The sequence below is a fragment of the Streptomyces sp. NPDC033229 genome (assembly GCF_055576875.1).
This window is the reverse complement of record NZ_JBVIQR010000010.1, coordinates 72,218-97,914: the sequence shown is the minus strand read 5'-3', so window position 1 is coordinate 97,914 and position 25,697 is coordinate 72,218. Positions and strand designations below refer to the sequence as shown.

The 25,697-nt window shown below is 70.6% G+C and carries 29 protein-coding genes and 4 tRNA genes; 7 read left to right on the top strand and 26 right to left on the bottom strand.

The genetic code is table 11. The features are described from left to right. Positions 1 to 174 precede the first annotated feature (174 nt). The 7 genes from rplL to ACZ53N_RS11905 all read right to left on the bottom strand — a co-directional run bounded on the left by rplL (position 175) and on the right by ACZ53N_RS11905 (position 4,673). On the bottom strand, positions 175 to 561 hold the full coding sequence (gene rplL / locus ACZ53N_RS11935) for a 50S ribosomal protein L7/L12 (protein WP_469140751.1): 387 nt from the start codon (positions 559 to 561) through the stop codon (positions 175 to 177). A gap of 109 nt (positions 562 to 670) precedes the next feature. Continuing rightward, positions 671 to 1,231, bottom strand: a complete 561-nt coding sequence (gene rplJ / locus ACZ53N_RS11930) for a 50S ribosomal protein L10 (protein ID WP_130878952.1) — start codon at positions 1,229 to 1,231, stop codon at positions 671 to 673. Between the two features lie 487 nt (positions 1,232 to 1,718). After that, the gene (gene rplA / locus ACZ53N_RS11925) at positions 1,719 to 2,435 is read right to left on the bottom strand and encodes a 50S ribosomal protein L1 (protein WP_469140750.1); all 717 of its coding nucleotides are present in this window, start codon (positions 2,433 to 2,435) and stop codon (positions 1,719 to 1,721) included. Positions 2,436 to 2,605: 170 nt separating this feature from the next. Then, positions 2,606 to 3,040 carry a 50S ribosomal protein L11 gene (gene rplK, locus ACZ53N_RS11920; RefSeq protein WP_130878950.1) on the bottom strand — a complete coding sequence of 145 codons (435 nt, stop codon included), beginning with the start codon at positions 3,038 to 3,040 and terminating at the stop codon, positions 2,606 to 2,608. A gap of 163 nt (positions 3,041 to 3,203) precedes the next feature. Continuing rightward, positions 3,204 to 4,121 carry a transcription termination/antitermination protein NusG gene (nusG, locus tag ACZ53N_RS11915; RefSeq protein ID WP_469140749.1) on the bottom strand — a complete coding sequence of 306 codons (918 nt, stop codon included), beginning with the start codon at positions 4,119 to 4,121 and terminating at the stop codon, positions 3,204 to 3,206. 80 nt (positions 4,122 to 4,201) lie between these two features. Next, positions 4,202 to 4,492: a preprotein translocase subunit SecE gene (gene secE / locus ACZ53N_RS11910; RefSeq protein WP_130879202.1), complete on the bottom strand. Its 291-nt coding sequence runs from the start codon at positions 4,490 to 4,492 to the stop codon at positions 4,202 to 4,204. 108 nt (positions 4,493 to 4,600) lie between these two features. After that, positions 4,601 to 4,673: transfer RNA gene (locus ACZ53N_RS11905), tRNA-Trp, on the bottom strand. Positions 4,674 to 4,934: 261 nt separating this feature from the next. Between ACZ53N_RS11905 and ACZ53N_RS11900 the strand changes: the two genes are divergently transcribed. Together ACZ53N_RS11900 and ACZ53N_RS11895 are read left to right on the top strand one after the other, a co-directional pair. Continuing rightward, positions 4,935 to 6,173, top strand: coding sequence for a pyridoxal phosphate-dependent aminotransferase (locus tag ACZ53N_RS11900; RefSeq protein WP_469140748.1), 1,239 nt, complete (start codon positions 4,935 to 4,937; stop codon positions 6,171 to 6,173). Positions 6,174 to 6,328: 155 nt separating this feature from the next. Then, complete coding sequence (locus ACZ53N_RS11895; RefSeq protein ID WP_469140747.1) at positions 6,329 to 7,384, top strand: adenosine deaminase; 1,056 nt, start codon at positions 6,329 to 6,331, stop codon at positions 7,382 to 7,384. A gap of 100 nt (positions 7,385 to 7,484) precedes the next feature. Here ACZ53N_RS11895 and ACZ53N_RS11890 read toward each other — a convergent pair whose 3' ends face one another. From ACZ53N_RS11890 to ACZ53N_RS11865, 6 genes are all read right to left on the bottom strand, one after another. Then, a complete protein-coding gene (locus ACZ53N_RS11890; protein WP_469140746.1) occupies positions 7,485 to 8,540 on the bottom strand; it encodes a UDP-N-acetylmuramate dehydrogenase in 1,056 nt (351 codons plus the stop codon). A 179-nt stretch (positions 8,541 to 8,719) separates the two neighbouring features. Beyond that, the gene (locus ACZ53N_RS11885; RefSeq protein ID WP_469140745.1) at positions 8,720 to 9,151 is read right to left on the bottom strand and encodes a MaoC family dehydratase; all 432 of its coding nucleotides are present in this window, start codon (positions 9,149 to 9,151) and stop codon (positions 8,720 to 8,722) included. Next, on the bottom strand, positions 9,151 to 9,603 hold the full coding sequence (locus ACZ53N_RS11880; protein WP_130878944.1) for a MaoC family dehydratase N-terminal domain-containing protein: 453 nt from the start codon (positions 9,601 to 9,603) through the stop codon (positions 9,151 to 9,153). Before ACZ53N_RS11880 ends, ACZ53N_RS11885 begins: the two co-directional genes overlap by 1 nt. Positions 9,604 to 9,693: 90 nt before the next feature. After that, entirely contained in the window at positions 9,694 to 9,858 is a 165-nt protein-coding gene (gene rpmG / locus ACZ53N_RS11875) for a 50S ribosomal protein L33 (protein WP_087927546.1), read from the bottom strand. A gap of 85 nt (positions 9,859 to 9,943) precedes the next feature. Continuing rightward, positions 9,944 to 10,016: transfer RNA gene (locus ACZ53N_RS11870), tRNA-Met, on the bottom strand. 51 nt (positions 10,017 to 10,067) lie between these two features. Then, positions 10,068 to 10,140 (bottom strand) — tRNA-Thr (locus ACZ53N_RS11865). A 217-nt stretch (positions 10,141 to 10,357) separates the two neighbouring features. Between ACZ53N_RS11865 and ACZ53N_RS11860 the strand changes: the two genes are divergently transcribed. Both ACZ53N_RS11860 and ACZ53N_RS11855 read left to right on the top strand, forming a co-directional pair. After that, on the top strand, positions 10,358 to 11,635 hold the full coding sequence (locus ACZ53N_RS11860; protein WP_469140744.1) for an amidohydrolase family protein: 1,278 nt from the start codon (positions 10,358 to 10,360) through the stop codon (positions 11,633 to 11,635). Positions 11,636 to 11,714: 79 nt separating this feature from the next. After that, positions 11,715 to 12,377, top strand: coding sequence for an NAD(P)H-binding protein (locus ACZ53N_RS11855; protein WP_469140743.1), 663 nt, complete (start codon positions 11,715 to 11,717; stop codon positions 12,375 to 12,377). A 77-nt stretch (positions 12,378 to 12,454) separates the two neighbouring features. On the opposite strand, the gene ACZ53N_RS11850 is transcribed toward ACZ53N_RS11855, so the two are convergent. After that, positions 12,455 to 12,536 (bottom strand) — tRNA-Tyr (locus ACZ53N_RS11850). A gap of 187 nt (positions 12,537 to 12,723) precedes the next feature. On the opposite strand from ACZ53N_RS11850, the gene ACZ53N_RS11845 reads away from it, so the two are divergent. Next, on the top strand, positions 12,724 to 13,212 hold the full coding sequence (locus ACZ53N_RS11845) for a YajQ family cyclic di-GMP-binding protein (protein WP_030368439.1): 489 nt from the start codon (positions 12,724 to 12,726) through the stop codon (positions 13,210 to 13,212). Between the two features lie 336 nt (positions 13,213 to 13,548). Beyond that, positions 13,549 to 14,097, top strand: a complete 549-nt coding sequence (locus ACZ53N_RS11840; protein WP_469140742.1) for a nuclear transport factor 2 family protein — start codon at positions 13,549 to 13,551, stop codon at positions 14,095 to 14,097. Between the two features lie 15 nt (positions 14,098 to 14,112). On the opposite strand, the gene ACZ53N_RS11835 is transcribed toward ACZ53N_RS11840, so the two are convergent. Beyond that, positions 14,113 to 14,505, bottom strand: a complete 393-nt coding sequence (locus tag ACZ53N_RS11835) for a YccF domain-containing protein (protein ID WP_469140741.1) — start codon at positions 14,503 to 14,505, stop codon at positions 14,113 to 14,115. 190 nt (positions 14,506 to 14,695) lie between these two features. Then, the gene (locus ACZ53N_RS11830) at positions 14,696 to 15,592 is read right to left on the bottom strand and encodes an NADP-dependent oxidoreductase (RefSeq protein WP_469140740.1); all 897 of its coding nucleotides are present in this window, start codon (positions 15,590 to 15,592) and stop codon (positions 14,696 to 14,698) included. A 133-nt stretch (positions 15,593 to 15,725) separates the two neighbouring features. Between ACZ53N_RS11830 and ACZ53N_RS11825 the strand changes: the two genes are divergently transcribed. Beyond that, on the top strand, positions 15,726 to 16,127 hold the full coding sequence (locus ACZ53N_RS11825; RefSeq protein WP_469140739.1) for a winged helix-turn-helix transcriptional regulator: 402 nt from the start codon (positions 15,726 to 15,728) through the stop codon (positions 16,125 to 16,127). A gap of 25 nt (positions 16,128 to 16,152) precedes the next feature. Here the strand turns inward: ACZ53N_RS11825 and ACZ53N_RS11820 are convergent, their stop codons facing one another. The 10 genes from ACZ53N_RS11820 to ACZ53N_RS11775 all read right to left on the bottom strand — a co-directional run. Then, positions 16,153 to 16,605, bottom strand: a complete 453-nt coding sequence (locus ACZ53N_RS11820) for a nuclear transport factor 2 family protein (RefSeq protein ID WP_469140738.1) — start codon at positions 16,603 to 16,605, stop codon at positions 16,153 to 16,155. Between the two features lie 96 nt (positions 16,606 to 16,701). Beyond that, on the bottom strand, positions 16,702 to 17,565 hold the full coding sequence (htpX, locus tag ACZ53N_RS11815; RefSeq protein ID WP_469140737.1) for a zinc metalloprotease HtpX: 864 nt from the start codon (positions 17,563 to 17,565) through the stop codon (positions 16,702 to 16,704). 214 nt (positions 17,566 to 17,779) lie between these two features. Next, the gene (locus ACZ53N_RS11810) at positions 17,780 to 19,312 is read right to left on the bottom strand and encodes an NADH-quinone oxidoreductase subunit N (RefSeq protein WP_469140736.1); all 1,533 of its coding nucleotides are present in this window, start codon (positions 19,310 to 19,312) and stop codon (positions 17,780 to 17,782) included. Then, positions 19,312 to 20,913, bottom strand: a complete 1,602-nt coding sequence (locus tag ACZ53N_RS11805; protein WP_469140807.1) for a complex I subunit 4 family protein — start codon at positions 20,911 to 20,913, stop codon at positions 19,312 to 19,314. Before ACZ53N_RS11805 ends, ACZ53N_RS11810 begins: the two co-directional genes overlap by 1 nt. 17 nt (positions 20,914 to 20,930) lie before the next feature. After that, positions 20,931 to 22,925 carry an NADH-quinone oxidoreductase subunit 5 family protein gene (locus ACZ53N_RS11800; RefSeq protein ID WP_469140735.1) on the bottom strand — a complete coding sequence of 665 codons (1,995 nt, stop codon included), beginning with the start codon at positions 22,923 to 22,925 and terminating at the stop codon, positions 20,931 to 20,933. Next, entirely contained in the window at positions 22,922 to 23,335 is a 414-nt protein-coding gene (gene nuoK / locus ACZ53N_RS11795; RefSeq protein WP_366683839.1) for an NADH-quinone oxidoreductase subunit NuoK, read from the bottom strand. Before nuoK ends, ACZ53N_RS11800 begins: the two co-directional genes overlap by 4 nt. After that, positions 23,335 to 23,943: an NADH-quinone oxidoreductase subunit J family protein gene (locus ACZ53N_RS11790; RefSeq protein WP_469140734.1), complete on the bottom strand. Its 609-nt coding sequence runs from the start codon at positions 23,941 to 23,943 to the stop codon at positions 23,335 to 23,337. Before ACZ53N_RS11790 ends, nuoK begins: the two co-directional genes overlap by 1 nt. Beyond that, entirely contained in the window at positions 23,940 to 24,446 is a 507-nt protein-coding gene (locus ACZ53N_RS11785) for a 4Fe-4S binding protein (protein WP_469140806.1), read from the bottom strand. Before ACZ53N_RS11785 ends, ACZ53N_RS11790 begins: the two co-directional genes overlap by 4 nt. A 53-nt stretch (positions 24,447 to 24,499) precedes the next feature. Continuing rightward, positions 24,500 to 25,468 (bottom strand): complex I subunit 1/NuoH family protein, encoded by a 969-nt coding sequence (locus ACZ53N_RS11780; protein WP_469140733.1) that lies wholly within the window; start codon positions 25,466 to 25,468, stop codon positions 24,500 to 24,502. Then, positions 25,465 to 25,697 (bottom strand): hypothetical protein (locus tag ACZ53N_RS11775; RefSeq protein ID WP_469140732.1); only part of this gene is annotated, 233 nt, incomplete at its 5' end. The genes ACZ53N_RS11775 and ACZ53N_RS11780, both read right to left, overlap by 4 nt.

The following is a 25,697-nucleotide window of genomic DNA, read 5'->3' as shown; positions in this document are numbered from 1 at the left end:
CACCTGTGGACCGCACGACGGGGACAACGAAGATCACCATACTCGTCCCCGGGCGGAGGGCAAGGCACCTGCCGGGGGAACGCCCAAGGGCGACCACCCGCATGGGTGATCGCCCTTGAGTTCGCGCTATCGGAACGTGTCCGACGGCACAGGAGAGTCAGCAGACTCCGAAGGTCACTTGACCTCGACGGAGGCGCCGGCGCCCTTGAGGGCCTCGGCGGCCTTCTCCGCGGCGTCCTTGGCGACCTTCTCGAGGACCGGCTTCGGGGTGCCGTCGACGAGGTCCTTGGCCTCCTTCAGGCCCAGGGAGGTCAGCTCACGCACGACCTTGATGACCTGGATCTTCTTGTCACCGGCGGCGGTGAGGATGACGTCGAACTCGTCCTGCTCCTCGACGGCCTCGGCGGCGCCACCAGCGGCACCACCGGCGGCGGCAACGGCGACCGGGGCAGCGGCGGTGACGTCGAACTTCTCCTCGAACGCCTTCACGAACTCGGAGAGCTCGATGAGGGTCATGCCCTCGAACTGCGCGAGCAGGTCGTCCTGGCTGAGCTTCGCCATGATTGGCGGTCCTTCCACTAATTCGGCTGGTGCCGGATGTACATTTCGGCGGGCGTACTACGGGCCCGCTGCGACCGTGACGGACGCGAGGTCACACGCTTGCGCGTGATTACTCGGCAGCCTCGGCCTCGACGGGAGCCGGCGTACCGGCACCGCCCTGCTCGACCTTCGCGCGAAGCGCCTCCGCAGTGCGGACGAACTTCGACGGCAGGGCCTGGAAGAGCGCGGCAGCCTGGGACTGCTTGCCCTTCATGGCACCCGCCAGCTTGGCGAGCAGAACCTCGCGGGACTCGAGGTCCGCAAGCTTCTTGATCTCATCGGCGGACAGTGCCTTACCGTCAAGGACACCGCCCTTGATGATCAGGTTCGGGTTCTCCTTGGCGAAGTCACGAAGACCCTTCGCCGACTCCACCGGGTCACCGGTGATGAAGGCAACCGCCGTCGGACCAGTGAAGTGGTCGTCGAGCGTGGTGATCCCGGCCTCGTTGGCCGCAATCTTGGTCAGCGTGTTCTTCACCACGGCGTACTGGGCGTTCTCACCGAGCGAACGGCGCAGCTCCTTGAGCTGTGCCACGGTGAGACCGCGGTACTCGGTCAGCACGGCGGCGTTCGAGCTGCGGAACTGGTCCGTCAGCTCGGCAACCGCGGCAGACTTGTCGGGCCTCGCCATGAGCCTCGGCCTCCTTCCGGGTGATTCGGACCGCATAGACACGCGAAGGGACCTGGGCAAAACGAAACGCCCCGGCGCAGGCGCTCGGGGCGTGTACTCGACCGTCCGGACCAGGGGTCCTCACGGGAGTTCATCCTCAAATCACCTGCGCAGGTCGCCCGCAGCTAGCGGATCCTTCGGCCACCACACCTTCTTGCGAAGGCACAGCAACGACCAGCGGTCTTTGGCTTCTGGCTCAAGGTACGTGAAGGGGGCGCCCCGAAGCAAATCGCCTCCCGCGGGGTGGTTTGAGCGCTGCTCGGCGGGGGTGTGACGGCCTCCCGCCGCAGGTGCTCCCTTTCGGGCGGCCGACTGCCGCGAGGCGCTCGGAAGGCCCGCCAGGCGCCCGTGCGGGCATACGAAAAGGCCGGGCCCCGCACCCTCGAAGGGGTGCGGGGCCCGGCCCGATAACGATCGCTCGCAATCGCTCGCTACAAGACCGCGTCTATCAGACGGTCTCGTCCTCCACGAGGAGGTTGCGGGTGCGGTTGGAGTCCAGCGGGATGCCGGGGCCCATCGTCGTGGTGAGGGTCGCCTTCTTGATGTAGCGGCCCTTGGCGGCGGACGGCTTCAGACGAAGGATCTCGTCCAGCGCCGCGGCGTAGTTCTCGACCAGCTTCGTCTCGTCGAAGGAGACCTTGCCGATGATGAAGTGCAGGTTCGAGTGCTTGTCGACGCGGAACTCGATCTTGCCGCCCTTGATGTCCGTGACAGCCTTCGCCACGTCCGGGGTGACCGTGCCGGTCTTCGGGTTCGGCATCAGACCACGCGGACCGAGCACGCGGCCGAGGCGGCCGACCTTGCCCATGAGGTCCGGGGTGGCGACGACGGCGTCGAAGTCCAGACGGCCCTTCGCAACCTCGTCGATCAGTTCGTCGGAGCCGACGATGTCGGCGCCGGCGGCTTCCGCGGCCGCAGCACGGTCACCGGTCGCGAAGACCAGGACCCGGGCGGTCTTACCGGTGCCGTGCGGAAGGTTCACGGTGCCACGGACCATCTGGTCGGCCTTGCGCGGGTCAACGCCCAGACGCATGGCGACCTCGACGGTGCCGTCGAACTTGGTGGCGGAGGTGTCCTTCGCGAGACGGACGGCCTCGAGGGGGGCGTACAGGCGCTCCGCCTCGACCTTGGCGTCCGCAGCGCGGAGAGTCTTGCTGCGCTTCACTGCTTCTCCTCAGTGTTATGGAGTCGTGGTGCGGACCAGCGCTGGTCCTTCCACGGGTACTGCGGGGGGTGGAGGCTGATCAGCCCTCGCGTCTTCGCTCGGGCTTCCTCACTCACTCGCTACGCGGTCGACCTCGCTGCGCTCGGCCGGCCACTACGCGAACTCGCTCGTCAGCCCTCGACCGTGATGCCCATGGAACGGGCGGTGCCGGCGATGATCTTCTCGGCGGCGTCCAGGTCGTTGGCGTTCAGGTCGGGCATCTTCGTGGTGGCGATGTCACGAACCTGGTCGCGGGTGATCTTGGCGACCTTCTTGACGTGCGGCTCGCCGGAGCCCTTCTCCACGCCCGCGGCCTTGAGGATCAGCTTCGCGGCCGGCGGGGTCTTCGTCACGAAGGTGAAGGAGCGGTCTTCGTAGACCGTGATCTCCACCGGCACGACCATGCCACGCTGCGACTCGGTCGCGGCGTTGTAGGCCTTGCAGAACTCCATGATGTTGACGCCGTGCTGGCCCAGCGCGGGGCCGACCGGCGGGGCCGGGTTCGCGGCACCGGCGCTGATCTGGAGCTTGATAAGCCCCGTGATCTTCTTCTTCTTGGGAGGCATTGCTCTCTCCGGGTCCTAGTGAGAGTTTTTTTGCCTGCGCACAGAGCGCGCAGGCATACCGCACCACGATAACGGGTAACATGCTGCGGCCAAAAACCGAGCAGGTCAGACGGGCTGCAAGCAGCCCGTCTGACCTGTTCGGAGGCTTGTGTCCCGGAAGAAACTAGTTCTTCTGGATCTGGTCGAAGCTGAGCTCGACCGGGGTCTCGCGACCGAAGATCTCGACGAGGCCCTTGACCTTCTTCGAGTCGGCGTTGATCTCGTTGATCGTCGCCTGCAGCGTCGCGAACGGGCCGTCGGTGACGGTGACCGAGTCGCCCACCTCGAAGTCCAGCACCTGGACCTCGACCTTGCGGGACGGAGCGGGCTTGCCCTCGGCCTCGGCGGCCTCGCGGGCGGCCTTCTCCTCGGCCTCCGGGGCGAGCATCTTGACGATCTCGTCCAGGGTCAGCGGGTACGGGTCGTAGGCGTTGCCCACGAAGCCGGTGACGCCGGGGGTGTTGCGGACGACGCCCCAGGACTCGTTCGTCAGGTCCATGCGCACCAGGACGTAGCCCGGGAGCTTGTTCTGGCGGACGGTCTTGCGCTCGCCGTTCTTGATCTGCGCGACCTCTTCCTGCGGCACCTCGGCCTGGAAGATGAAGTCCTCGACGTTGAGCGAGACGGCGCGCTGCTCGAGGTTGGTCTTCACGCGGTTCTCGTAACCCGCGTAGGTGTGGATGACGTACCACTCGCCCGGCAGACCGCGGAGCTCCTCGCGGAGAGCGGTGACCGGGTCGACGGGGGCCTGCTCCTCGGCGGGCTCCTCGGTCTCTTCCTCGGCCTCGTCCTCGTCGGCCTCGGCGGCGGCCTCGTCCTCGTCGGAGAGCTCGGCGTTCTCGTCCTCGACGTGGATGGCGTCCTGCTCGGCCGGCTCACCGGCGGCGGCGTCCTCGGCGTCGAGCTCGTCGACGCCGTCGGCGTTCTCGACGATCTGAAGCTCGGTGTCGTCGCCGACCTCGTCCGAGGCAGCCGGCGCGTCCACGTCGGCCGTTGCCGCCTCGACGGGCTCGACGGCGTCGTTCAGGTTCGGGTCAGACACGTGGCTGCTTCTTCCTGGCTTCAAGGGGTGGAACGTGCGAAGGGGCGGCTCTCCTGAGAGCAGCCGCCCTACGCGCGGGTTCAGCCGAAGACGTACTTGACGGCGTTCTCGAACCCATAGTCAATCACGGTCACCAGACCGATGACGATGAGGACAAAGACGATCACCACGGTGGTGTACGTCGAGAGCTGGCTCCTGGTGGGCCAGACGACCTTGCGGAGTTCCGCGACTACCTGGCGGTAAAAGAGCGCGAGGCGCCCGATGGGGCCCTTCTTCCCGCGCTTCCCGCCGCGGCGGCCCTTCTTGGCGGCCACCTCGTCCTCGGGACGACCGCTCTCAGGCGTCGCGGTGGAGCCAAGGGCTTCCGTCACTACGTCCTCACCTGAATCCGGGTCGTGGCCGTGCCGCGCCCGGTTGAGCCGCACGGCGGTGCATTTCAGTACGTACGCATGCACGCACCCTGGTGACGATGCGTGTAGCAGGGCCGAAGGGACTTGAACCCCCAACCGCTGGTTTTGGAGACCAGTGCTCTACCAATTGAGCTACGACCCTTTGTGGTTCCCCCAACGTACCGCATCCACTCGGGTGCACGGTGTGTGCGGAGTGGAGTCGCCTGTGAGGGGCCAACGACGCATGAGTGTACGTGCTTCGGAGCCCAGCGTCGAACAGCCGGGGTGCGAGGCGCCTGGATGGAGCCGTGGGAGGGACGTGGAAGGGGGGTGTCGTCCGTCGCCGGGGCCGTCCGTGAGCCGTCGGTGAGCCGTCCGTGAAACCCGTGCGCCTGGTTCGTTCCGGGTCTGGGACGATGCCCTCATGAGCGCTGCCACTCCTCCCGCACAGTCCCCCACCGACCGTCGGGTGTCGGCCCGCATCGGGTCGATCTCCGAGTCCGCGACCCTCGCCGTGGACGCCAAGGCGAAGGCCCTCAAGGCCGCCGGGCGTCCGGTGATCGGCTTCGGCGCGGGCGAGCCCGACTTCCCCACGCCCGACTACATCGTCGAGGCCGCCGTGGAGGCCTGCCGCAACCCGAAGTTCCACCGCTACACCCCGGCCGGCGGGCTCCCCGAGCTCAAGGCCGCGATCGCCGCGAAGACGCTGCGCGACTCGGGCTACGAGATCGACGCCTCCCAGGTGCTCGTCACCAACGGCGGCAAGCAGGCCATCTACGAGGCCTTCGCCGCGATCCTCGACCCGGGCGACGAGGTCATCGTCCCGGCCCCGTACTGGACCACCTACCCCGAGTCGATCCGCCTCGCGGGCGGTGTCCCCGTGGACGTCGTCGCGGACGAGACGACCGGCTACCGCGTCTCGGTCGAGCAGCTCGAGGCGGCCCGTACGCCGAACACGAAGGTGCTGCTCTTCGTCTCCCCGTCGAACCCGACCGGCGCGGTCTACACCCGGGCGCAGGTCGAGGAGATCGGCCGCTGGGCCGCCGAGCACGGCCTGTGGGTGCTGACCGACGAGATCTACGAGCACCTGGTCTACGGCGACGCCGAGTTCTGCTCGCTGCCCGTCGTGGTGCCGGAGCTGCGCGACAAGTGCGTCGTGGTCAACGGCGTCGCGAAGACGTACGCGATGACCGGCTGGCGCGTGGGGTGGATCGTCGGCCCGAAGGACGTCGTGAAGGCCGCCACGAACCTCCAGTCGCACGCCACGTCCAACGTCTCCAACGTGGCGCAGATGGCCGCCCTGGCCGCCGTCTCGGGCGATCTGACGGCCGTCGAGGAGATGAAGGTCTCCTTCGACCGCCGCCGCCGCACGATCGTCCGGATGCTCAACGAGATCGACGGCGTGCTGTGCCCCGAGCCGGAGGGCGCGTTCTACGCCTACCCGTCCGTGAAGGCGCTGCTCGGCAAGGAGATCCGCGGCAAGCGGCCCGCCACGTCCGTGGAGCTGGCCGCCCTGATCCTCGACGAGGCCGAGGTCGCGGTCGTCCCCGGCGAGGCCTTCGGGACGCCGGGCTACCTGCGCCTTTCGTACGCCCTGGGCGACGAGGACCTGATCGAGGGCGTCTCGCGGATCCAGAAGCTGCTCGCGGAGGCGAAGGCGTAACGCCTCGCGGCTGTGCGTGAGTGAACGCGGGTCTCCGGTTGCGGCCGGGGGCCCGCGTTCTGCTGTGGGCCCTGGCCTTCGGCTTTACATTCGCCTCAGCCCTCGTTCAGGTATTTCCCCTACCGCTTGTCACACGTATACGGCAAGATCCTGGGATGCGGCAGTCTTCCGGGGAGCAGCCCCCGTACCCCAGCGAATCCGTCCGTGACGTCCGTTTGCTGCCGAAGGCCCATCTGCATCTGCACTTCACGGGCTCGATGCGCCCCTCGACCTTGATCGAGCTGGCGGACAAGTACGGCGTGCACCTGCCCGAGGCCCTGAGCGGCGGCGAGCCGCCCCGGCTGCGCGCGACCGACGAGCGCGGCTGGTTCCGCTTCCAGCGGCTGTACGACATCGCCCGGTCCTGTCTGCGCACCCCCGACGACATCCGGCGCCTGGTGCGCGAGGCCGCCGAGGAGGACGTCCGCGACGGCTCGCGCTGGCTGGAGATCCAGGTCGACCCCACCTCGTACGCGCCGCGGCTGGGCGGGCTGATCCCCGCGCTGGAGATCATCCTGGACGCGGTGGACAGCGCTTCGCGCGAGACCGGGCTGGGCATGCGGGTGCTCGTCGCCGCGAACCGCATGAAGCACCCACTGGACGCCCGCACCCTGGCCCGCCTCGCGGTGCGCTACGCCGACCGCGGCGTGGTCGGCTTCGGGCTCTCCAACGACGAGCGGCGCGGCCTCGCCCGCGACTTCGACCGGGCCTTCGAGATCGCCCGCGAGGGCGGTCTGCTGGCCGCCCCGCACGGCGGCGAGCTGTCGGGGCCCGCCAGCGTGCGCGACTGCCTGGACGACCTGCACGCGGGCCGCGTGGGCCACGGCGTCCGCGCCGCGGAGGACCCGCGCCTGCTGCGCAAGCTCGCCGAGCGCGGCGTGACGTGCGAGGTCTGCCCCTCGTCGAACGTGGCCCTGGGCGTCTACGAGAAGCCGGGGGACGTGCCCCTGCGGACCCTGTTCGAGGCGGGCGTGCCGATAGCGCTGGGCGCGGACGACCCGCTGCTCTTCGGCTCCCGCCTGGCCGCCCAGTACGAGCTGGTCCGCGAGCACCACGGCTTCACGGACGCGGAGCTGGCGGAGCTGGCGAGGCAGTCGGTACGGGGGTCGGCTGCGCCGACGGATGTCCGGGAGAAGCTGCTCGCGGACATCGACCATTGGTTGGAGACCTAGGCCGAGTCAGGTGCACCCCCGCTGCGCGGTGGTGTCCTCAATCGCCGGACGGGCTGGATTCGGCTGAGCCCAGCCGAATCCAGCCCGTCGGAAAGAGTCCCTACAGACTGACGCCCACCGTCACCGGCTCGTTCACCAGCGTCACCCCGAACGCCGCGAACACCCCGTCCCGGACCTCCCGCGCGAGCGCGAGCAGGTCTTCCGTCGTGGCCCCGCCCCGGTTCGTCAGCGCGAGCGTGTGCTTCGTCGAGATCCGGGCCGGGCCGGCCCCGTACCCCTTCGTGAAGCCCGCCTTGTCGATGAGCCACGCCGCCGACGTCTTGGTGAACCCGTCGCCCGCCGGGTAGGCGGGCGGCGTGACGTCCGGCCCGAGTCGCTCCGCGGCGCGGGCGAGGAAGGCGGCGTACTCGGCCCCGGTGAGTATCGGGTTGGTGAAGAAGGACCCGGCGGACCAGGTGTCGTGGTCCTCGGCGTCGAGGACCATGCCCTTGCCCGCGCGCAGCTTCAGCACCGTCTCGCGGGCCGTGGCGGCGGGCACGCGCTCGCCGGCCTCGACGCCGAGGGTCCGGGCGGTCTCGGGGTACTTCAGGGGCGCGGACAGCCCGCCCGCGTCCTCCAGCTCGAAGCGGACGCGCAGCACGACGTGGCGCGTGGGGTCCTGCTTGAAGCGGCTGTGGCGGTAGGAGAAGCCGCAGTCGGCGTTGGGGATGGTGACGACCTCGTCGGCACGGCGGTCGTAGGCGACGACCTCGGTGATGGTCGCCGAGACCTCCTGCCCGTACGCGCCGACGTTCTGGATCGGGGTGGCACCGGCGGAGCCCGGCACGCCGGCCATGCACTCGATGCCGGCCAGACCGGCCTCGACGGTGCGGGCCACGGCGTCGGACCAGTTCTCACCGGCGGCCAGCTCGAGGCGGGTGCCGTCGAGGCGGAAGCCGGTGGTGGCGATGCGCAGGGCGGTGCCCTCGAAGCCCTTGTCGGAAATGACCAGGTTGCTGCCGCCGCCGATGATCAGCAGCGGGGTGCCGCTCGCGTCGGCCTCGCGGACGACCGCGATGACCTCGTCGTCGGTGGTGGCCGTGACAAGGCGGGTCGCGGGGCCGCCGAGACGGAAGGTGGTCAGGGGGGCGAGGGGGGCGTCGTGGAGTTCCTGCACGAGCACAAGAGTACGGGGGCGCTGCGCTGGGCTTGCGGGGTATGGGCCTCGGTGCGGGCCGGTGGGTCCGGGCCGGGCGCCGGGGCCTCCGGGGGCATCCCCCCTGCGACCCCGTCACCCTCCGTAGCGGGTATGCGTAAGGGGCACCCGCCATTGCGGGTGCCCCTTACGCCTCGTATTCAGGCGAGGCGGACCGTGGCGCGGGACATGCCCAGCACCTTCTGGCCGTCGCTCTTGGCCACGAGGTCGACGCGGACCGTGCGGGCCTCGTCGTCCTTGGCCGCGACCTTGGCGCTGACCTCGATGACCGCGCCCTGGTCGTCGTTCGGCACCACGACCGGCTTGGTGAAGCGCACGCCGTACTCGACCACGGAGGCCGGGTCACCGGCCCAGTCGGTCACCACACGGATCGCCTCGGCCATGGTGAACATGCCGTGCGCGATGACGTCCGGCAGTCCGACCTCCTTGGCGAACTTCTCGTTCCAGTGGATCGGGTTGAAGTCGCCGGAGGCGCCCGCGTACTGCACGAGCGTGGCGCGCGTCACCGGGAAGGACTGGGCGGGCAGCTCGGTGCCGACCGCTACCTCGTCGTAGGAAATCCGGGCGGCCATCACGCCTCCTCGGCGGCGCGGGCCACCAGCATCGTGTGCGCGGTCACCACGTGCTCGCCACTCTCGTCGTGGACCTCGCCACGCACCGACAGCACGTCGTTGCCCGCCAGGGACTTGATCGACTCGATCGTGGAGGTGACCGACAGCCGGTCACCGGCGCGGACGGGGCGGGTGTAGGCGAACTTCTGGTCGCCGTGCACCACGCGGTCGTAGTCCAGGCCCAGCTGCGGGTCCTGGATGACCTGCCCGGCCGCCTTGAATGTGATCGCAAACACGAAAGTCGGCGGGGCGATCACGTCCGAATGACCGAGCGCCTTGGCGGCCTCGGGGTCGCGGTACACCGGATTGGCATCGCCGACGGCCTCGGCGAATTCGCGGATCTTCTCCCGGCCGACCTCATACGGGTCGGTGGCCGGATAGGTCCGTCCGACGAAGGACTGGTCGAGCGCCATCGGCTCGGCACCTCCAGAGTGGACTGGGTGGGGATACGCCGTGAGGCCGCCCCCAAGAAATGGGGACGGCCTCACGAACGAGCCTGAGTGTTATCGCGTTTCGCGGTGCGCGGTGTGCGCCTTGCAACGCGGGCAGTGCTTCTTCATCTCCAGTCGGTCCGGGTCGTTACGCCGGTTCTTCTTGGTGATGTAGTTCCGCTCCTTGCACTCCACGCAGGCCAGCGTGATCTTCGGGCGGACGTCGGTGGCAGCCACGTGAGTGCTCCTTGACGGAATGGACGGATGAACGCATAAAAGAGTAGCCGATCGGAGGACCGACCCCACAATCGGCTACTGTGTGTAGCGGTGACCGGACTTGAACCGGTGACACAGCGATTATGAGCCGCTTGCTCTACCGACTGAGCTACACCGCTTTGATGCGAGAGAGATCCTCGCCCTCACAGGCGAGGAACCTCACACACCAGAGCCCCAATACGGAATCGAACCGTAGACCTTCTCCTTACCATGGAGACGCTCTGCCGACTGAGCTATTGGGGCGAGCGAGGAAGACATTACACGGTCTGCGGCCGAAGGTGAAATCCGTATCGGACCGCCGTACGCAGGGCCTTCTCGCGGCTCTCGCCGGGCCCCTCCCCGAGGGCCTCAGGGGCCACACCGGTACGACTATTGGCCGCCTCCGCGAAGCCGCCCCACCTGCGCCCTAGGCTCGGATCAGCTGCGTGATCATGCCTCGCCACCGGCCCGGAGGAGCGCCATGCCCGACAGCCAGCCGCAGCCGCCGAGGAAGCCCGACGGCGACGCCGTCGGCCCGCCCCCGCACGGCGGGGGCGCCTTGGTGCTCTGCGGCGCCCGGCTCGCCGACGGCCGCACCGTGGACGTACGGCTCAGCAACGGCCGCATCGAGGCCGTCGGAACGGCCGGCAGCCTCGTGCCCGGTCCCCGCGTCGACCTCGGCGGCTATCTACTGCTGCCCGCCCCCGCCGAGCCCCACGCGCACTGCGACAGCGCGCTGACCGCCGACATCGGCGGCCCCGTCTCGTACGCCGTCGAGGACGTGCAGCGGCGCACCACGGAGGCCGCGCTGCTGCAACTCGGCCACGGCGCGACCGCGCTGCGCTCCCACGTCCGGATCGGCGACGTCCAGGGGCTGCGGTCGCTGGAAGCGGTGCTCCAGGCGCGCCGGGCGCTGCGGGGCCTCACCGACCTGACCGCCGTCGCGGTGCCCCGGCTGCTGACCGGCGCCGCCGGGGCCGACGGGCTGGCCATGCTGCGGGACGCCGTGAAGATGGGCGCGTCCGTCGTCGGCGGCTGCCCCGACCTCGACCCCGATCCGACGGGCTACGCCGAGGCCGTCCTGGACATCGCCGCCGAGCACGGCTGCGCCGTCGACCTGCACACGGACGGTGACGATCCGGCGCGGCTCGCCCGGCTGGCCGCCATGGCCGGGGGGCTGCGGCCCGGCGTCACCCTCGGCCCGTGCAGCGGCCTGGCCCGGCTCCCCCGCGAGTCGGCGACGCGGGCGGCCGAGCAGCTCGCGGCGGCGGGTGTGACGGTGGTCTGTCTGCCGCAGGGCGACTGCTGCGCGTCGGCGGGGCCGCAGCGGGGCCGGGTCTCGACGTGCGCGCCGGTGCGGCTGCTGCGGGCGGCGGGTGTCGAGGTGGCGGCGGGCAGCGGTGCGCTGCGGGACGCGGCCAACCCGGTGGGGCGGGGTGACCCCATCGAGGCCGCGTTCCTGCTGGCCTCGCGCGGCGAGCTGCGTCCCGAGGAGGCGTACGCGGCCGTGAGCGAACGGGCGCGGGCGGCGATGGGGCTGCCGGAGGTGCGGGTGGAGGCGGGCTTCCCCGCGGAGCTGCTGGCCGTGCGGGGCGGCGGGGTCGCGGGGATGCTCTCGCTCGCGTACAGCCGCCTGGTGGTCCACGAGGGGCGGGTGGTGGCCCGTACGAGCGCGGTGCGGGAGTTCCGGGACTCCCGGGCGATGGTGGCCCTGGACCTGCCCCGGCAGTCCTCACGGGGCGGCGGCGAGCCGGGCTGACCGGTCGCCCCGGGGGAAGTGGCCGATCTTGTCCGTGCGTCCGATGGCGGCCCGGTGCGTACGGCGTACGGTCGGAGGCATGCGCATTGTCATCGCTGGTGGACATGGTCAGATCGCGCTACGGCTGGAGCGTTTGCTCGCCGGGCGCGGTGACGAGGTAGCGGGTGTGATCCGCAAGCCGGGACAGGCGGGCGCGCTCCTGGCGGCGGGTGCCGAACCGGTCGTGTGCGATCTGGAGTCGGCGACGGTCGAGGAGCTCGTGCGGCATCTGGAGGGCGCGGACGCCGCCGTCTTCGCGGCCGGCGCGGGGCCGGGCAGCGGCATCGAACGCAAGGACACCGTGGACCGGGCGGCGGCCGCCCTCTTCGCCGACGCGGCGGAGGCGGCCGGGGTCCGCCGCTACGTGATCGTCTCGTCCATGGGCGCCGACCGCGAGCCGCCCGAGGACACCGACCCGGTCTTCGCGGCCTACCTGCGGGCGAAGGGCGCGGCGGACGACGACGTACGGTCCCGGGCCGGGCTGGACTGGACCGTCCTGCGCCCGGGCCGGCTCACCGACGACCCCGGCACGGGCCGGGTGACGCTGGCGGAGTCGACGGGCCGGGGCGAGGTGACCCGCGACGACGTGGCGGCGGTGCTGGCCGCGCTCCTCGCCGAGCCGGGCACGGCGGGCCGCACGCTGGAGCTGATCGGCGGCGACACCCCGGTGGAGCAGGCGGTCAAGACGGTCGCGGCGGGGTAGCCGGCCGGCTGCCGCCGATTCGCTTCCGCCGGCAAACGAAAGAGACCCCCGACCAGAAGGTCGGGGGTCTCGTTCCGTGGCGGCGCCAGGGTTCGAACCTGGGTAGGCTGAGCCGGCAGATTTACAGTCTGCTCCCTTTGGCCACTCGGGCACACCGCCAAGGGTTGCTGCCTGGATTCCCACCTCGCGGCGGTTGTCCGTGGCAACGACGTAAACCATACCCGATGACCAGGGGTGGTCCGCCACTCGATTCGCGGCCCCTCGATCGGGCCCCGGGTGGCTAGGCTGGCAGCGGCCCTCCGGGGCCGTACCCCTGATGGATCTACGCACGAGGAGCCAACTCAATATGGCCGACTCCAGTTTCGACATCGTCTCGAAGGTCGAGCGGCAGGAGGTCGACAACGCCCTCAACCAGGCCGCCAAGGAGATCTCGCAGCGCTACGACTTCAAGGGCGTCGGCGCTTCGATCGCCTGGTCCGGCGAGAAGATCGAGATGCGCGCCAACGCCGAGGAGCGGGTCAAGGCGGTTCTCGACATCTTCGAGACCAAGCTGGTCAAGCGCGGTATCTCGCTGAAGTCGCTGGACGCGGGCGAGCCGCAGGCCTCCGGCAAGGAGTACAAGATCTTCGCCTCGATCGAGGAGGGGATCTCGCAGGAGAACGCGAAGAAGGTCGCCAAGATCATCCGCGACGAGGGCCCGAAGGGCGTCAAGGCGCAGGTCCAGGGCGACGAGCTGCGCGTCAGCTCCAAGAGCCGTGACGACCTCCAGGCCGTCCAGGCACTCCTCAAGGGCAAGGACCTGGACTTCGCGATCCAGTTCGTGAACTACCGGTAATCGCACGGGTAGTTCAGACCGCTCTGACCGCGAGCCCCGGCCTGCGGGGACGCCGTTCGTCGGGGAGGGCACAGCGAGGGGCGTCGTCGGGTCCATCCCGACGACCGCCCTGGTGGTGCCCTCCCCCGCGCGACCGAGTTCGAGACCGCCACGGTGCACGCGGCGGGCGAGGACATGCGCGACCTCGCGACCGAGGTCCGCGCCTTTCTCGCGAGCACCTTCTGACGCCTGTGGCATCGACGGACTTGACCTCAAGCAATGTTGAGCTTTTAGCGTTCCCGGTGAACGGCCGATCCGCCCGACGGCCGCCGCCCAGATTCCCGGGAGCGCTCAGCCATGACCGTCACCGCCGCAGAGTTCGCCGCCCTCGAAGCGCGGGTCGGCCTGCTGGCCGACCGCGCCGACATCACCGGCCTCATCGACCGCTACCTGCTGAGCCTCGACACGGTGCCCGCCGGGGGCGGCCGTTTCGACGACGTCTGGGCGCGGGGCCTGTTCACCGAGGACATCCGGATCACGACCCCGATCGGCGGCCACGAGGGGATAGCGGGCCTGGCCGAGTCCGAGCAGGCGACGTTCGCGAAGTTCGAACGGACCCAGCACGTCGGTACGAACTACATGATCGCCCTCGACGGCGACCGCGCCACGGTGCGCTGGAACGCCCTCATGACCCATGTCCACCTGGCGGCGACCCAGCAGGCGCGAGGCACGGAGCCGGGCGGCCACTTCGACGTGGGCGGCACGTTCACGGGCGAGGTGGTGCGGACGGGTCAGGGGTGGCGCTTCCGCCTCCTGACCGTCCAGGCGGTGTGGACGACGGGCCAGGGCCCGCTGGTTCTGACGCCGAAGGCGGAGGCGACCATGCGGGCCCTGGCGGCGGCGTAGGTACCGGTTGATGCGTCAGCGCGTCGCGAACGGCCGGTCCGTGGAAACGATTTCACGGCCGAGCGGCATCAACGAGATGGGAATCAGCTTGAAGTTGGCGATGCCCAGCGGGATGCCGATGATCGTGACGCACAGGGCGATGCCCGTGATGATGTGACCGAGCGCCAGCCACCATCCGGCGAAGACGAACCAGATCACGTTGCCGATCAACGAACCCGCGCCGGCGTCACGCCGTTCCACCGTCGTGCGACCGAAGGGCCACAGGGCGAAGGCAGCGATGCGGAATGACGCGATGCCCCACGGGATGGTAATGATCAAGACGCAGCAGATCAGGCCCGCGAGGACATAGGCGAGTGCCATCCAGAGGCCACAGAGAACCAGCCAGATGACATTCAGAACAAACTTCATATTCAACAGCCTTCCACGCATTTGGCTCGCTGGCGAGTGAGACGCACGGACACCCAGCGACGGTTGCGTGTGATCGCCAGTACAGCCCCCTCGAAGCGACTCATGCCCGTAGGCGACACGCACCATTCGGGCTGACGCGCCCCAGGGGGCGGCGTGGCGGGAGCTCCCTGCTCCTGCCGCCCCAGGGCACCTACGGCACCAGGACGATGCGTCCCCGCATGCCACTCTCTGCCAGCCGCGCGTGCGCCTTGGCCGCCTCCGCCAGCGGGTGCGTCTCGGCGACGCGCAAGGTCAGCGCGCCCTCGTCGACGAGCGCGGCCAGTTGGGCGAGACGCGCCCCGTCCGGGCTCACCTCGACGGCCGCGGTGCGGACGGACCTCGTGGACGCGGGCTGGGCGCCGGGGATGACACCCGCGTACGCGCCGCCATTGCGCACAAGAGCGAGTGCCGCCTCGCCGAGCACCGCCGCGTCCAGCACGCCGTCGAACCCCGAGAGCGTCGCCGTCTGCGAGCGCGGTACGAAGTGATCCGCGCCGAGAGAACGTACGAGGTCCTCGTCGTCCGCGCCCGCGAGGGCCGTGACGATCAGGCCCTGCCGGTGGGCAAGTTGAATGGCGAAGCCGCCGACCGCTCCGGCCGCCCCGGTGATCAGCAGCGTCTGCCCCGCCGAGAGGGCGAGCAGCTCAAGGCCCTGTGCGGCGGTGAGCGCGTTGAGCGGCAGGGTCGCGGCGTGGACGGAGTCGGCGGAGCGCGGCGCCGCGGCCACCGCGGACGCGTCGAGTACGGCATGGTCGGCGTGGGTGCCGAGCTCCTTGGCGGGCCCGTAGGCGAGCCCCACGACCTCGTCACCCACGGCGAAGCCGGCTCCGGGGCCGACCGCGTCGACGGTCCCGGCGACATCCCAGCCGAGACCGAGCCGGCGTCCCTCACCGCCGAACACACCGGAGCGCACGGCCCCGTCGACGGGGTTGAGCGTGGCCGCCGCCACCTTGATCCTCACCTGACCGGCGCCGGGCACCGGGAGGGCGGCCTCGATGATCTCGACCTGCTCGGGACCGCCGAAGGACGTGACTACCGCAGCGCGCATGGAACTGCCTCTCTTTCAGGGGGGTTTGGTCGGGTCGGCATCACTTCCCTCCCCGTTGCGACGAACCTAGAGGCTGGTACTTTCTTTTGGTAAGTACGCACTTCGGAGTGCGTAGGGGACCTGGAGGTGAGCCATGGCAACCAGAACTGCGGCCCAGCGTCGCGATGAGGCACGTGAGGCGTACGACGCCTTCATGCAGGGGTGCCCGACCAACCAGCTGCTCGCCCGCATCAGCGACAAGTGGGTCAGCCTGATCGTCAGCGCACTGGGCGAGCAGGGCCCCATGCGCTACAGCGACCTCGGCCGCAAGATTCCGGGCGTCAGCCAGAAGATGCTCACCCAGACCCTGCGCTCACTGGAACGCGACGGCCTCGTGGCACGCACCGTGACACCGTCCGTGCCGGTGCGCGTCGACTACGAGCTCACCGCCCTGGGGCGGAATCTGTGCTGCCTGCTGACCGCCGTGAAGGAGTGGGCAGAGAACCACTTCGACGAGGTCGACGAGGCACGCACCCGTTACGACGCGGCGGCCTGAACGTATCCGCTCATCCGCTGACGTCTCACCGGCCGCCCACCACTGGTGAAGCGACGTCGGGCGTGCACGCTGTCGCGACCGCCAGGCTGTCCTCGTAGACGTGGTAGCGGGTGATGAGGCCGTTCTCGACCGTCAGGCGGACCGCGAAGGGCGAGCGGAAGTACTTGCCGGTGGCCCGTACCGTGCCGGCCAGGCAGCCCGTCAGGATCGCCTCCGTGCCGTCCACGACGAGGGGGTCGATGATGTGGCCGGTCGGCGCCGGGATCACGCAGGCGGCCAGGTCGCGGAAGTGGGCTGCCACGTCCGCGCGCGTCGAGCGCGGGTGGATCCACGGGGCGGCCGGGTTGTCGGCGACGAGCCAGTCGACCCTCTCGGCGAAGAGGGCCGCGATGTGTTCGGGGCCGCCGGTCGCGGTGCGGGTCAGGAACTCCTGCGCGGTCGCACGGGTGATGTCACGGGTGTCGCCGGTGGCTGTCATGGAGGTCGTCTCTCGTCGAAGGCCTGGTCCTGGTCCTGCGGACGGGACGATCCTGCGACAGGCGCCACGCGGCGTCGATTACCCCGAAGGTAAGCACTACCCCCCGTGGCCCGCCATCCGCTCCAGGCGGCTGATGCGCTCCGCCATCGGCGGGTGGGTGGAGAACAGCTTGGACATGCCCCCGTCCGCGCGGAACGGGTTCGCGATCATCATGTGGCTCGCGGTCTCCAGGCGGGGCTCGGGCGGCAGGGGCAGCCGCTTCGTTCCGGCGTCGAGTTTGCGGAGGGCGTCGGCGAGGGCGAGGGGGTCGCCGGTGAGGCGGGCGCCGGAGGCGTCGGCCTCGTATTCGCGGGAACGGCTGACGGCGAGCTGGATGACGGACGCGGCGATCGGACCCAACACCATGATCATGACCATGCCGATGAGGCCGGGGCCCTCGTCGTCGTCCGAGCGGCCGAAGGGGATCAGCCAGGCGAAGTTGACCAGGAGCATCACGACCGAGGCGAGCGCGCCCGCCACCGAGGAGATGAGGATGTCGCGGTTGTAGACGTGGCTGAGCTCGTGGCCGATGACGCCGCGCAGCTCGCGCTCGTCGAGGAGGCGCAGGATGCCGTCGGTGCAGCAGACGGCGGCGTTGCGCGGGTTGCGGCCGGTGGCGAAGGCGTTGGGGGCCTCGGTCGGGGAGATGTAGAGGCGGGGCATCGGCTGGCGGGCGGCGGTGGAGAGCTCGCGGACCATGCGGTAGAGCTGCGGGGCCTCGAACTCGCTGACCGGCCGGGCGCGCATCGCGCGCAGGGCGAGCTTGTCGCTGTTCCAGTAGGCGTAGGCGTTGGTGCCGAGCGCCACGAGGACGGCGACGATCAGGCCCGTACGTCCGAAGATGCTGCCGATGACGATGATGAGGGCGGACAGCCCTCCGAGGAGTACGGCGGTCTTCAACCCGTTGTGCCGGCGGTGCACGGTACGCCCTCCAAATGGTGCGGCAGGGGAACCCTTTGCTCGGTGCTGCCACCTTGCGCTTCCACGTTCCAGTGGAACCTTCCGAACTGGTCAACGCCAGATGAAGGTGGCTGGTTCCCTTGTGCACACCGGCCGTACGCCGGGTGGCGCGCCGAACCGCCCGTAGGCCGTACGGGTGACCGTGCGGGCATCTACGGGCGGTTCGGGAGTCGCGTTACAGCAGGGCGCCGGAGGCGAAGCGCAGGACGAGCTGCGGGGCGCCGGAGAGGGCGATGCCGAGGACGGCGGCGAGGGCGATCGCCGTGGCCAGGGGGGCCGGGACACGCAGACGCTGATGTCCGCCGGTCGAGGCGGCCGCCGCCTCGTCCGGCGAGGCGACCTCGTCCGGCGCGCGGAAGAGGACCGCCGTCCACTGGAGGTAGTAGTAGAGCGCGATCACGACGTTGATCGCCATGACGACCGCCAGCCAGCCCAGGCCCGCGTCGACCGCGGCCGAGAAGACGGTGACCTTGGCGAACAGCCCGATGATCCCCGGCGGCAGTCCGGCCAGGCAGAGCAGGAAGAAGCCCATGGCCAGGGCGGCGAGCGGACGGCGGGCGTAGAGGCCCCGGTAGTCCGCGACGCGGTTCGCGGGGCTCGTACGGGCGACGAGCACGGCCACGGCGAAGGCACCGAGGTTCACGACGGCGTACATCAGGGCGTACGCGACGGTGGAGCCGATGGCGTGGGCGGGGTCGTCGGTGTACGCGGCGGCCGCGATCGGCACCAGGAGGTAGCCCGCCTGGCCGACGGAGGACCAGGCCAGCAGGCGTACGGCGCTCTGGGCGCGGTCCGCGCGCTGACGCAGCGCGGCGGCGTTGCCCACGGTCATGGTGAGGGCGGCGAGGACGGCGAGGGCCGGGCCCCAGATGTCGGAGTAGGAGGGGAAGCCGACGACGGTCACGAGGATGAGCCCGGTGAAGCCGACGGCCTTGCCGATGACCGACAGGTAGGCGGCGATGGGCAGCGGGGCGCCCACGTAGGTGTCGGGCACCCAGAAGTGGAAGGGCACGGCCGCGGTCTTGAAGGCGAAGCCGACGAGGGTGAGGGCCACGCCCGCCTGGGCGAGGGTCTCCAGGCGCGGGTCGACGTCGGTGAGGGCCTCGGCGACCTCGGTGAGGTGCAGGGTGCCGGTGGCCGCGTAGACGAAGCTGACGCCGAGCAGCATGACGGCGGTCGCGGTGACCGAGGAGAGGAAGAACTTGAGCGCCGCCTCCGAGGAGCGGCGGTCGCCGCGGCGCAGCCCGACGAGGGCGAAGGCGGGCAGCGAGGCGACTTCAAGAGCCACGACGAGGGTCGCGAGGTCCCGGGAGGCGGGCAGCAGGGCGGCGCCGGCGGCGGAGGACAGCAGCAGGAACCAGTACTCGCCGGAGGGGAGTTTGAAGTCGGTGAGCGTACTGACGGACAGAAGCGCCGTCAGCAGAGCGCCGCCGAGCACCAGGAACTGGATGACTAGCGTGAAGTGGTCCGCCGTGTAGCTGCACGCGCGCGTGCCGGTGCTCAGGCAGAACGTGGAGCGGTCACCGTCGTGCAGGGGTAGCAGGGAGAGCCCGGCCAGCAGCAGTCCGCCGATCGCGATCCCGCCGAGGAGGGGCTTGCGCTCCTCGGGGAGGAAGAGGTCGGCGACCAGGATGACGAGCGCCACCACGGCGGTGACGGTGGGCGGGGCGATGGCGAGCCAGTCGACGGACTGGACCAGGGAGCCCATCAGTTGCCTCCTCCAAGGAGCTGCTGAACGGCCGGGTCGGTGAGGCCGAGGAGGGCCGCGGGCCAGAGTCCGGCGAGGACGGTGAGGGCGACGAGCGGGGTCCAGGCGGCGAACTCGTACGACCGGACGTCGGGGAGCGACGTCGGTGCCGGTGCGGGGCCGCCGAAGTGGCCGACGCCGTGGCCACCGGTGTGGCCACTGCCTTCGCCGTCGCCTCCCATGCAGACCCGGCGCACGACGATCAGCATGTACGCGGCGGTCAGCAGGGTGCCGAAGCCGGCGATGGCCATGAAGGTGAGGTAGGCGGGGCGGCTGAGCCCCTCGGCGGGCTCGAAGGAGCCGAACATCGCGAGCATCTCGCCCCAGAACCCGGCGAGGCCGGGCAGGCCGAGCGAGGCGACGGCGCCGAAGGCGAGGAGCCCGCCGAGGCGGGGTGCCTTGCCGTAGAGCGCGGCGCCGCTCGCGCCGGAGAGCCGGTCGAGGTCGCTGGTGCCGTAGCGGTCCTTGACGGCGCCGACGAGGAAGAACAGCAGGCCGGTGATGAGGCCGTGGGCGATGTTGGCGAACAGCGCGCCGTTCACACCGGTGGGGGTGAGGGTGGCGATGCCGAGGAGCACGAAGCCCATGTGGCCGACGGAGGAGTAGGCGATCAGGCGCTTGAGGTCGCCGCCGGCGCCGCTGCGGGCGAGGGCGAGGCAGACCAGGGAACCGTAGATGATGCCGACGACCGCGAAGGCGGCGAGGTAGGGCGCGAAGGTGTGCACGCCGTCGGGGGCGATGGGCAGCAGGATACGGACGAACCCGTACGTGCCCATCTTCAGCAGGACGCCCGCGAGGAGGACCGAGCCGACGGTCGGGGCGGCGGTGTGGGCGTCGGGGAGCCAGCTGTGCAGGGGCCACATGGGGGCCTTGACGGCGAGGCCGACGCCGATGGCGAGCACCGCGACGAGCTGGGTCGTGTGGCTGAGCCCGGAGCCGTTGTCAGTGGCGAGTGCCACCATGTCGAACGTGCCGCCCTTGATGCCGATGAGGAGGAGGCCGAGCAGCATCACGACGGAGCCGAGCAGGGTGTAGAGGATGAACCGCCAGGCCGCGCGCTCGCGGCCGTCACCGCCCCAGCGGGCGATGAGGAAGTACATCGGGATGAGCACCATCTCGAAGGCGAGGAAGAACAGCATCAGGTCGAGGACGGCGAAGGACGCGAGGGTGCCGGACTCGAGCACGAGGATCAGTGCGACGAATGCCTTCGGTGACGGGCCGTCGGGCATTTTGAAGTAGCTGTAGAGCGCGCTGAGGAAGGTCAGCAGCGCGGTCAGTACGAGGAGGGGGAGCGAGACGCCGTCCACGCCGAGGTGGATCCGGATGCCGAGGGCCGGGATCCAGCTGATGTCGGTGGTCGCCTGCATCCTGGCGGGGTCGTCGTGGTCGAAGCCGGCGGCCAGGGCGACGGACAGCGCGAGCACGGCGCCCGTGACGGTGACGCCGTGCCGGAGCACGGCCTGGTCGGGGCTCCTGCCCTTGAGGCCGGGAGGGGCCGGGAGCAGGGCGGCGACGGCTCCGAGGAGGGGGAGGACGACGATCGCAGCGAGGAGGATCTGCATGACGGTATGACTCACGGTCAGGCTCCGGTGGCTACGAGAACGGCGGCGACGGCCAGGACGACGGAGCCGGCGAGCAGGGCGCCGAGATAGGTCTGCACATTGCCGGTCTGGGCCCGGCGGACGGCCCGTCCCAGCAGGCCGGGGGCCGCGCCCGCGCCGCGTACGTAGGTGTCGACGACCTCGCGGTCGAGGAAGTGCGCGAGGCGGGCGCCCGCGCGCACGGGCCGGACGAACAGGGCGCTGTACGCGGCGTCGAGGTGGAAGCCGACGGCGGCGTGGCGGTGCAGGGGGCCGAGGAGGAGCCGGCCGGGGTCGGCCGGGTCCTGGGCGGAGGCGATGTTGCCGTAGGCGGCCGTGTGGCTGGCGACGGCCTCCTCCTCGGAGACCGCGGGGGCGGCGTCCGGGTCGGCGGCGACGGCGCCCATGGGCGTGCCGGCGGCGAGCACGGCGGTCCGCCGCCAGGCCGCCCAGACGGCGAGCACGCCGACGAGGGCGCAGCCGGTGCCGAGGACGGAGGTGGTGAGGGTCGGGGTGAGGGAGTGCCCGTCGAACCAGTCGGGGAGCTTCCAGGCGGCGAGGCCGAGCCCGAGGGCGGGGACGAACAGGACCCAGAGGGTGGCGTTCATGACGGCGGGCTGCTTGCCGTGGTCGGCGGCCTCGGTGCCGCGGCCGTGGAAGGCCAGCAGCCACAGCCGGGTGGCGTAACCCGCGGTGAGGAGGGCGGTGAGCAGTCCGGCGACGAGGACGATCCAGCCCACCGTGCCGGGGATGCCGTTCGCTTCTCCGGTGGCGGCGTGCTCGGCCGCGCCGAGGACGGCTTCCTTGGAGAAGAAGCCGCTGAACGGGGGGATCGCGGCGAGGGCGAGGAGGGCGACGGTCATCGTCCAGTAGGCGTCGGGGATGCGCTTGGCGAGGTGGCCCATGCGTGCCATCGCGGCCAGCGAGTTGGTGCCGGCGGCGTGGATGATCACGCCTGCCCCGAGGAAGAGGAGTGCCTTGAACGCGCCGTGGGTGATCAGGTGGAAGACGGCGGCACCGCGGTCGCCGACGGCGAGGGCACCGGTCATGTAGCCGAGCTGGCCGACGGTGGAGTAGGCGAGGACGCGTTTGATGTCGTCCTGGGCGAGGGCGGCGAGCGCCGAGCCGATCATGGTGATCGCGGCCATCGCGGCGAGCACGACCAGCGCCGCGGTGGAGGCGGCGAAGACGGGCAGGAGCCGGGCGATGAAGTAGACGCCGGCGGCGACCATGGTCGCGGCGTGGATCAGCGCGGAGACGGGCGTGGGGCCGGCCATCGCGTCGGGCAGCCAGGTGTGCAGGGGGAACTGCGCGGACTTGCCCGCGACTCCGGCGAGGAGCAGCAGCGCGACGAGGGTCGGGTGGTCGAGCCCGTCGCCGGAGACGGCGGCGGTCAGGATGCCGTTGATGCGGAACGTTCCGGCGTCGGCGGCCAGCGCGAGGATGCCGATCAGGAAGGGGACGTCGCCGAGCTTGGTGACCAGGAAGGCCTTGAGGGAGGCGGCGCGGGCGGCCTCGGTCTCCCAGTAGTGGCCGACGAGGAAGTACGAGCAGACGCCCATGATCTCCCAGCCGACCAGCAGCACCATCAGGTCGCCGGAGTAGACGACGAGCAGCATCGCGGCGGTGAAGAGGGAGACGAGGGCCGCGTAGGAGGGGTAGCGGGGGTCGTCGCGCAGGTAGGCGGTCGAGTAGAGCTGCACGCAGGACGCGACGACGCCGACAAGGACCGCGACGAGCACGGCGAAGCCGTCGAGGTGCAGGGCGAGGTCGATGGGCACGGACCCGGTCGGGGTGAGCCGGGTGGCGGCGTCGATGTCCTCGCCGCCGCCCTGCTGCCAGGCGACGACGACGGCGAGCACGGCCGCGGCGAGGGTCGGCAGGACGGCCAGCGGTCGTACGAAGCCGGGGGCGCGGCGGCCGAGCAGGATGCCGGCGACGGCACCGAGGAAGGGCAGCAGCGGGACGAGGACGGCGGTGGTCGTGGTCGTCACGCGACGGCCTCTGCCTTCTTGTCGGGGCCGTTCGGCCGGTCGCCGTCGGCTCGGGCCGGGTCCACGGGGGTGTCCGTGTCGGCCGCGTAGCGCTCGGCGTCCTCGCCCTCGTTGAGGTCGCGGAGCCGGTCGACGTCGGCGGTGCCGCGGTTGCGGTACACGAGCAGCACGATCGCGAGGCCGATGCCGATCTCGGCGGCGGCGATGGCGATGGTGAAGAGGGTGAGCGCCTGCCCGGCGTGGAGCGTGTCGCGCAGCCACACGTCGAAGGCGACGAGGTTGAGGTTGACGGCGTTGAGCATCAGCTCGACGGCCATCAGGACGAGGATCGCGTTGCGCCGGGCGAGCACCCCGTACAGGCCGACGGCGAAGAGGAGGGCGGCGAGGACGGCGGGGTAGACGAGGTGCATCAGCGCTTGCCCCCCTTGCCGGCCTTGCCGGGCTGCTTGTCCGTGCCGCCGTCGATGTCGCGGCGGGAGAGCACGATCGCGCCGACGAGGGCGGCGAGCAGCAGGACGGACAGTGCCTCGAAGGGCAGCACCCAGTACCGGAAGAGGCTCTCGCCGGAGACCTTGGTGGAGCCCTGCACGGCGCCGTCGAGATCGATCCAGGTGGCGCGGAAGGCGTCCACGACCACCCAGACCAGCGCGGCGGCCGCGGCGAGGGCGACCGCGAGGGCGGCCCAGCGATTGCCGGAGTCCGCGTCCGGGGAGCGGCCGATGGGGGCCTTGGTGAGCATCAGCCCGAAGAGGAGGAGGACGACGACGGAGCCGACGTAGATCAGCACCTGCACCCAGGCGATGAACTCCGCCGTCAGCAGCAGGTACTCCACGGCGAGCCCGCCGAGCGCCGCCACCAGCCACAGGGCGGCGTGCACCAGCTGCTTGGTGGTGACGGTGACGACGGCGGCCCCGAGGGTCACGATGCCGACCAGCACGAAGAGGATCTCGACGCCGGTCGGGGAGAGGAAGCCGTGGGCGTTCGCGGCGAGCGCGGTGACGTCGGCGGTGCCGGTCATGCCTCGTCCTCCAGCTTCTTCTCCGCCTCGGCGGCTTGTTGCGCGGCCAGCTTCTCGGCCGTCTTCCGGGCCGCCGCGAGCTCCTTCGGCTCCTCGGCCGCCGGGTCGAGCGCGGGCGGCTCCGGCACGGTCCACATCCATTCGCGGAGCTTGTCGCGCTCATGGGTCAGTTCGTGGATGTCGGTCTCGGCGTACTCGAACTCCGGCGACCAGAACAGCGCGTCGAAGGGGCACACCTCGATGCAGATACCGCAGTACATGCAGAGCGAGAAGTCGATCGCGAAGCGGTCGAGCACGTTGCGGCTGCGTTCCCGCCCGCCCGGCGCGGCCGGGGGCACGGTCTCCTTGTGGGAGTCGATGTAGATGCACCAGTCGGGGCACTCACGGGCGCACAGCATGCAGACCGTGCAGTTCTCCTCGAACAGGCCGATCACACCGCGGGTGCGGGGCGGCAGCTCGGGCTGTACGTCCGGGTACTGGTCGGTGATCGAACGCCGCGTCATCGTGCGGAGGGTGACGGCGAGGCCCTTGGCAAGGCCGGAACCGGGGATCGCCACTACTGGATCACCACCTTGATCACGCCGGTCAGCGCGATCTGCGCGAGAGCGAGCGGAATGAGTACGGTCCAGGCCAGCTTCTGCAGCTGGTCCTCGCGGAGCCGGGGATAGCTGACCCGTAGCCAGATGACGACGAAGGCGAGCAGCGCCGTCTTGAGCAGGGTCCACAGGGGGCCGAGGCCGTCGGCCCCGAAGGGCCCGTGCCAGCCGCCGAGGAACAGGACGGTCGTCAGCGCGCAGAGCACGACGATGCCCACGAACTCCGCGAACAGGAAGAGCGCGAAACGCAGGCCGGTGTACTCGGTGTACGCACCGAAGATGATCTCGGAGTCGGCGACCGGCATGTCGAACGGGGGCCGCTGGAGTTCGGCGAGCCCGGCGGTGAAGAAGACGACGCCGCCGACGATCTGCCAGGGCACCCACCACCAGTGGAAGGCCTCCAGGATGCCGGGCAGCGACAGCGTCCCGGCCGCCATCGCGACGGAGGCCGCGGCGAGCAGCATCGGCAGCTCGTACGCCATCAGCTGCGCGGCGGTCCGCAGACCGCCGAGCAGGGAGAACTTGTTGGCCGACGCCCAGCCGGCCATCAGCGAGCCCAGCACGCCGATGCCCAGGACGGCGAGGACGAAGAAGATTCCCGCGTCGATGAACTCACCAACGGCGTTGCCCGGCCCGATCGGGATCACGACCAGCACGAGCAGGTAGGGCAGCAGGGCGACGGCAGGCGCGAGCTGGAAGATCCGCCGGTCCGCGCCCGCGGGCACGATGTCTTCCTTCTGCGCGAACTTCACGGCGTCCGCCATGAGCTGCGCCCACCCGTGGAACCCACCCGCGTACATCGGCCCGAGCCGGCCCTGCATATGGGCCATCACCTTGTGCTCGGTCTGCCCGAGGACGAGCGGCAGCACGAGGAAGGCGACGAACACGGCCGCCAGGCGGACGGCCACGTCGAGGATGTTGTCGCTCATGCGGGGTCGCCTCCTGCCGGGTTGTCGTCTCGGGTGCCGTCGTCGCGGGTGGCGCGGTCGCGGATGTCGCGGTCGCGGTTGCCCTTCGGCGGGTCGGCTGCGCCGGGCTCGGCCTTGGGAGCCGCAGGCTCGGCCGCAGGCTCGGCCGCAGGCTCGGCCGCAGGCTCGGCCGCAGGCTCGGCCGCAGGCTCGGCCGCAGGCTCGGCCGCAGGCTCGGCCGCAGGCTCGG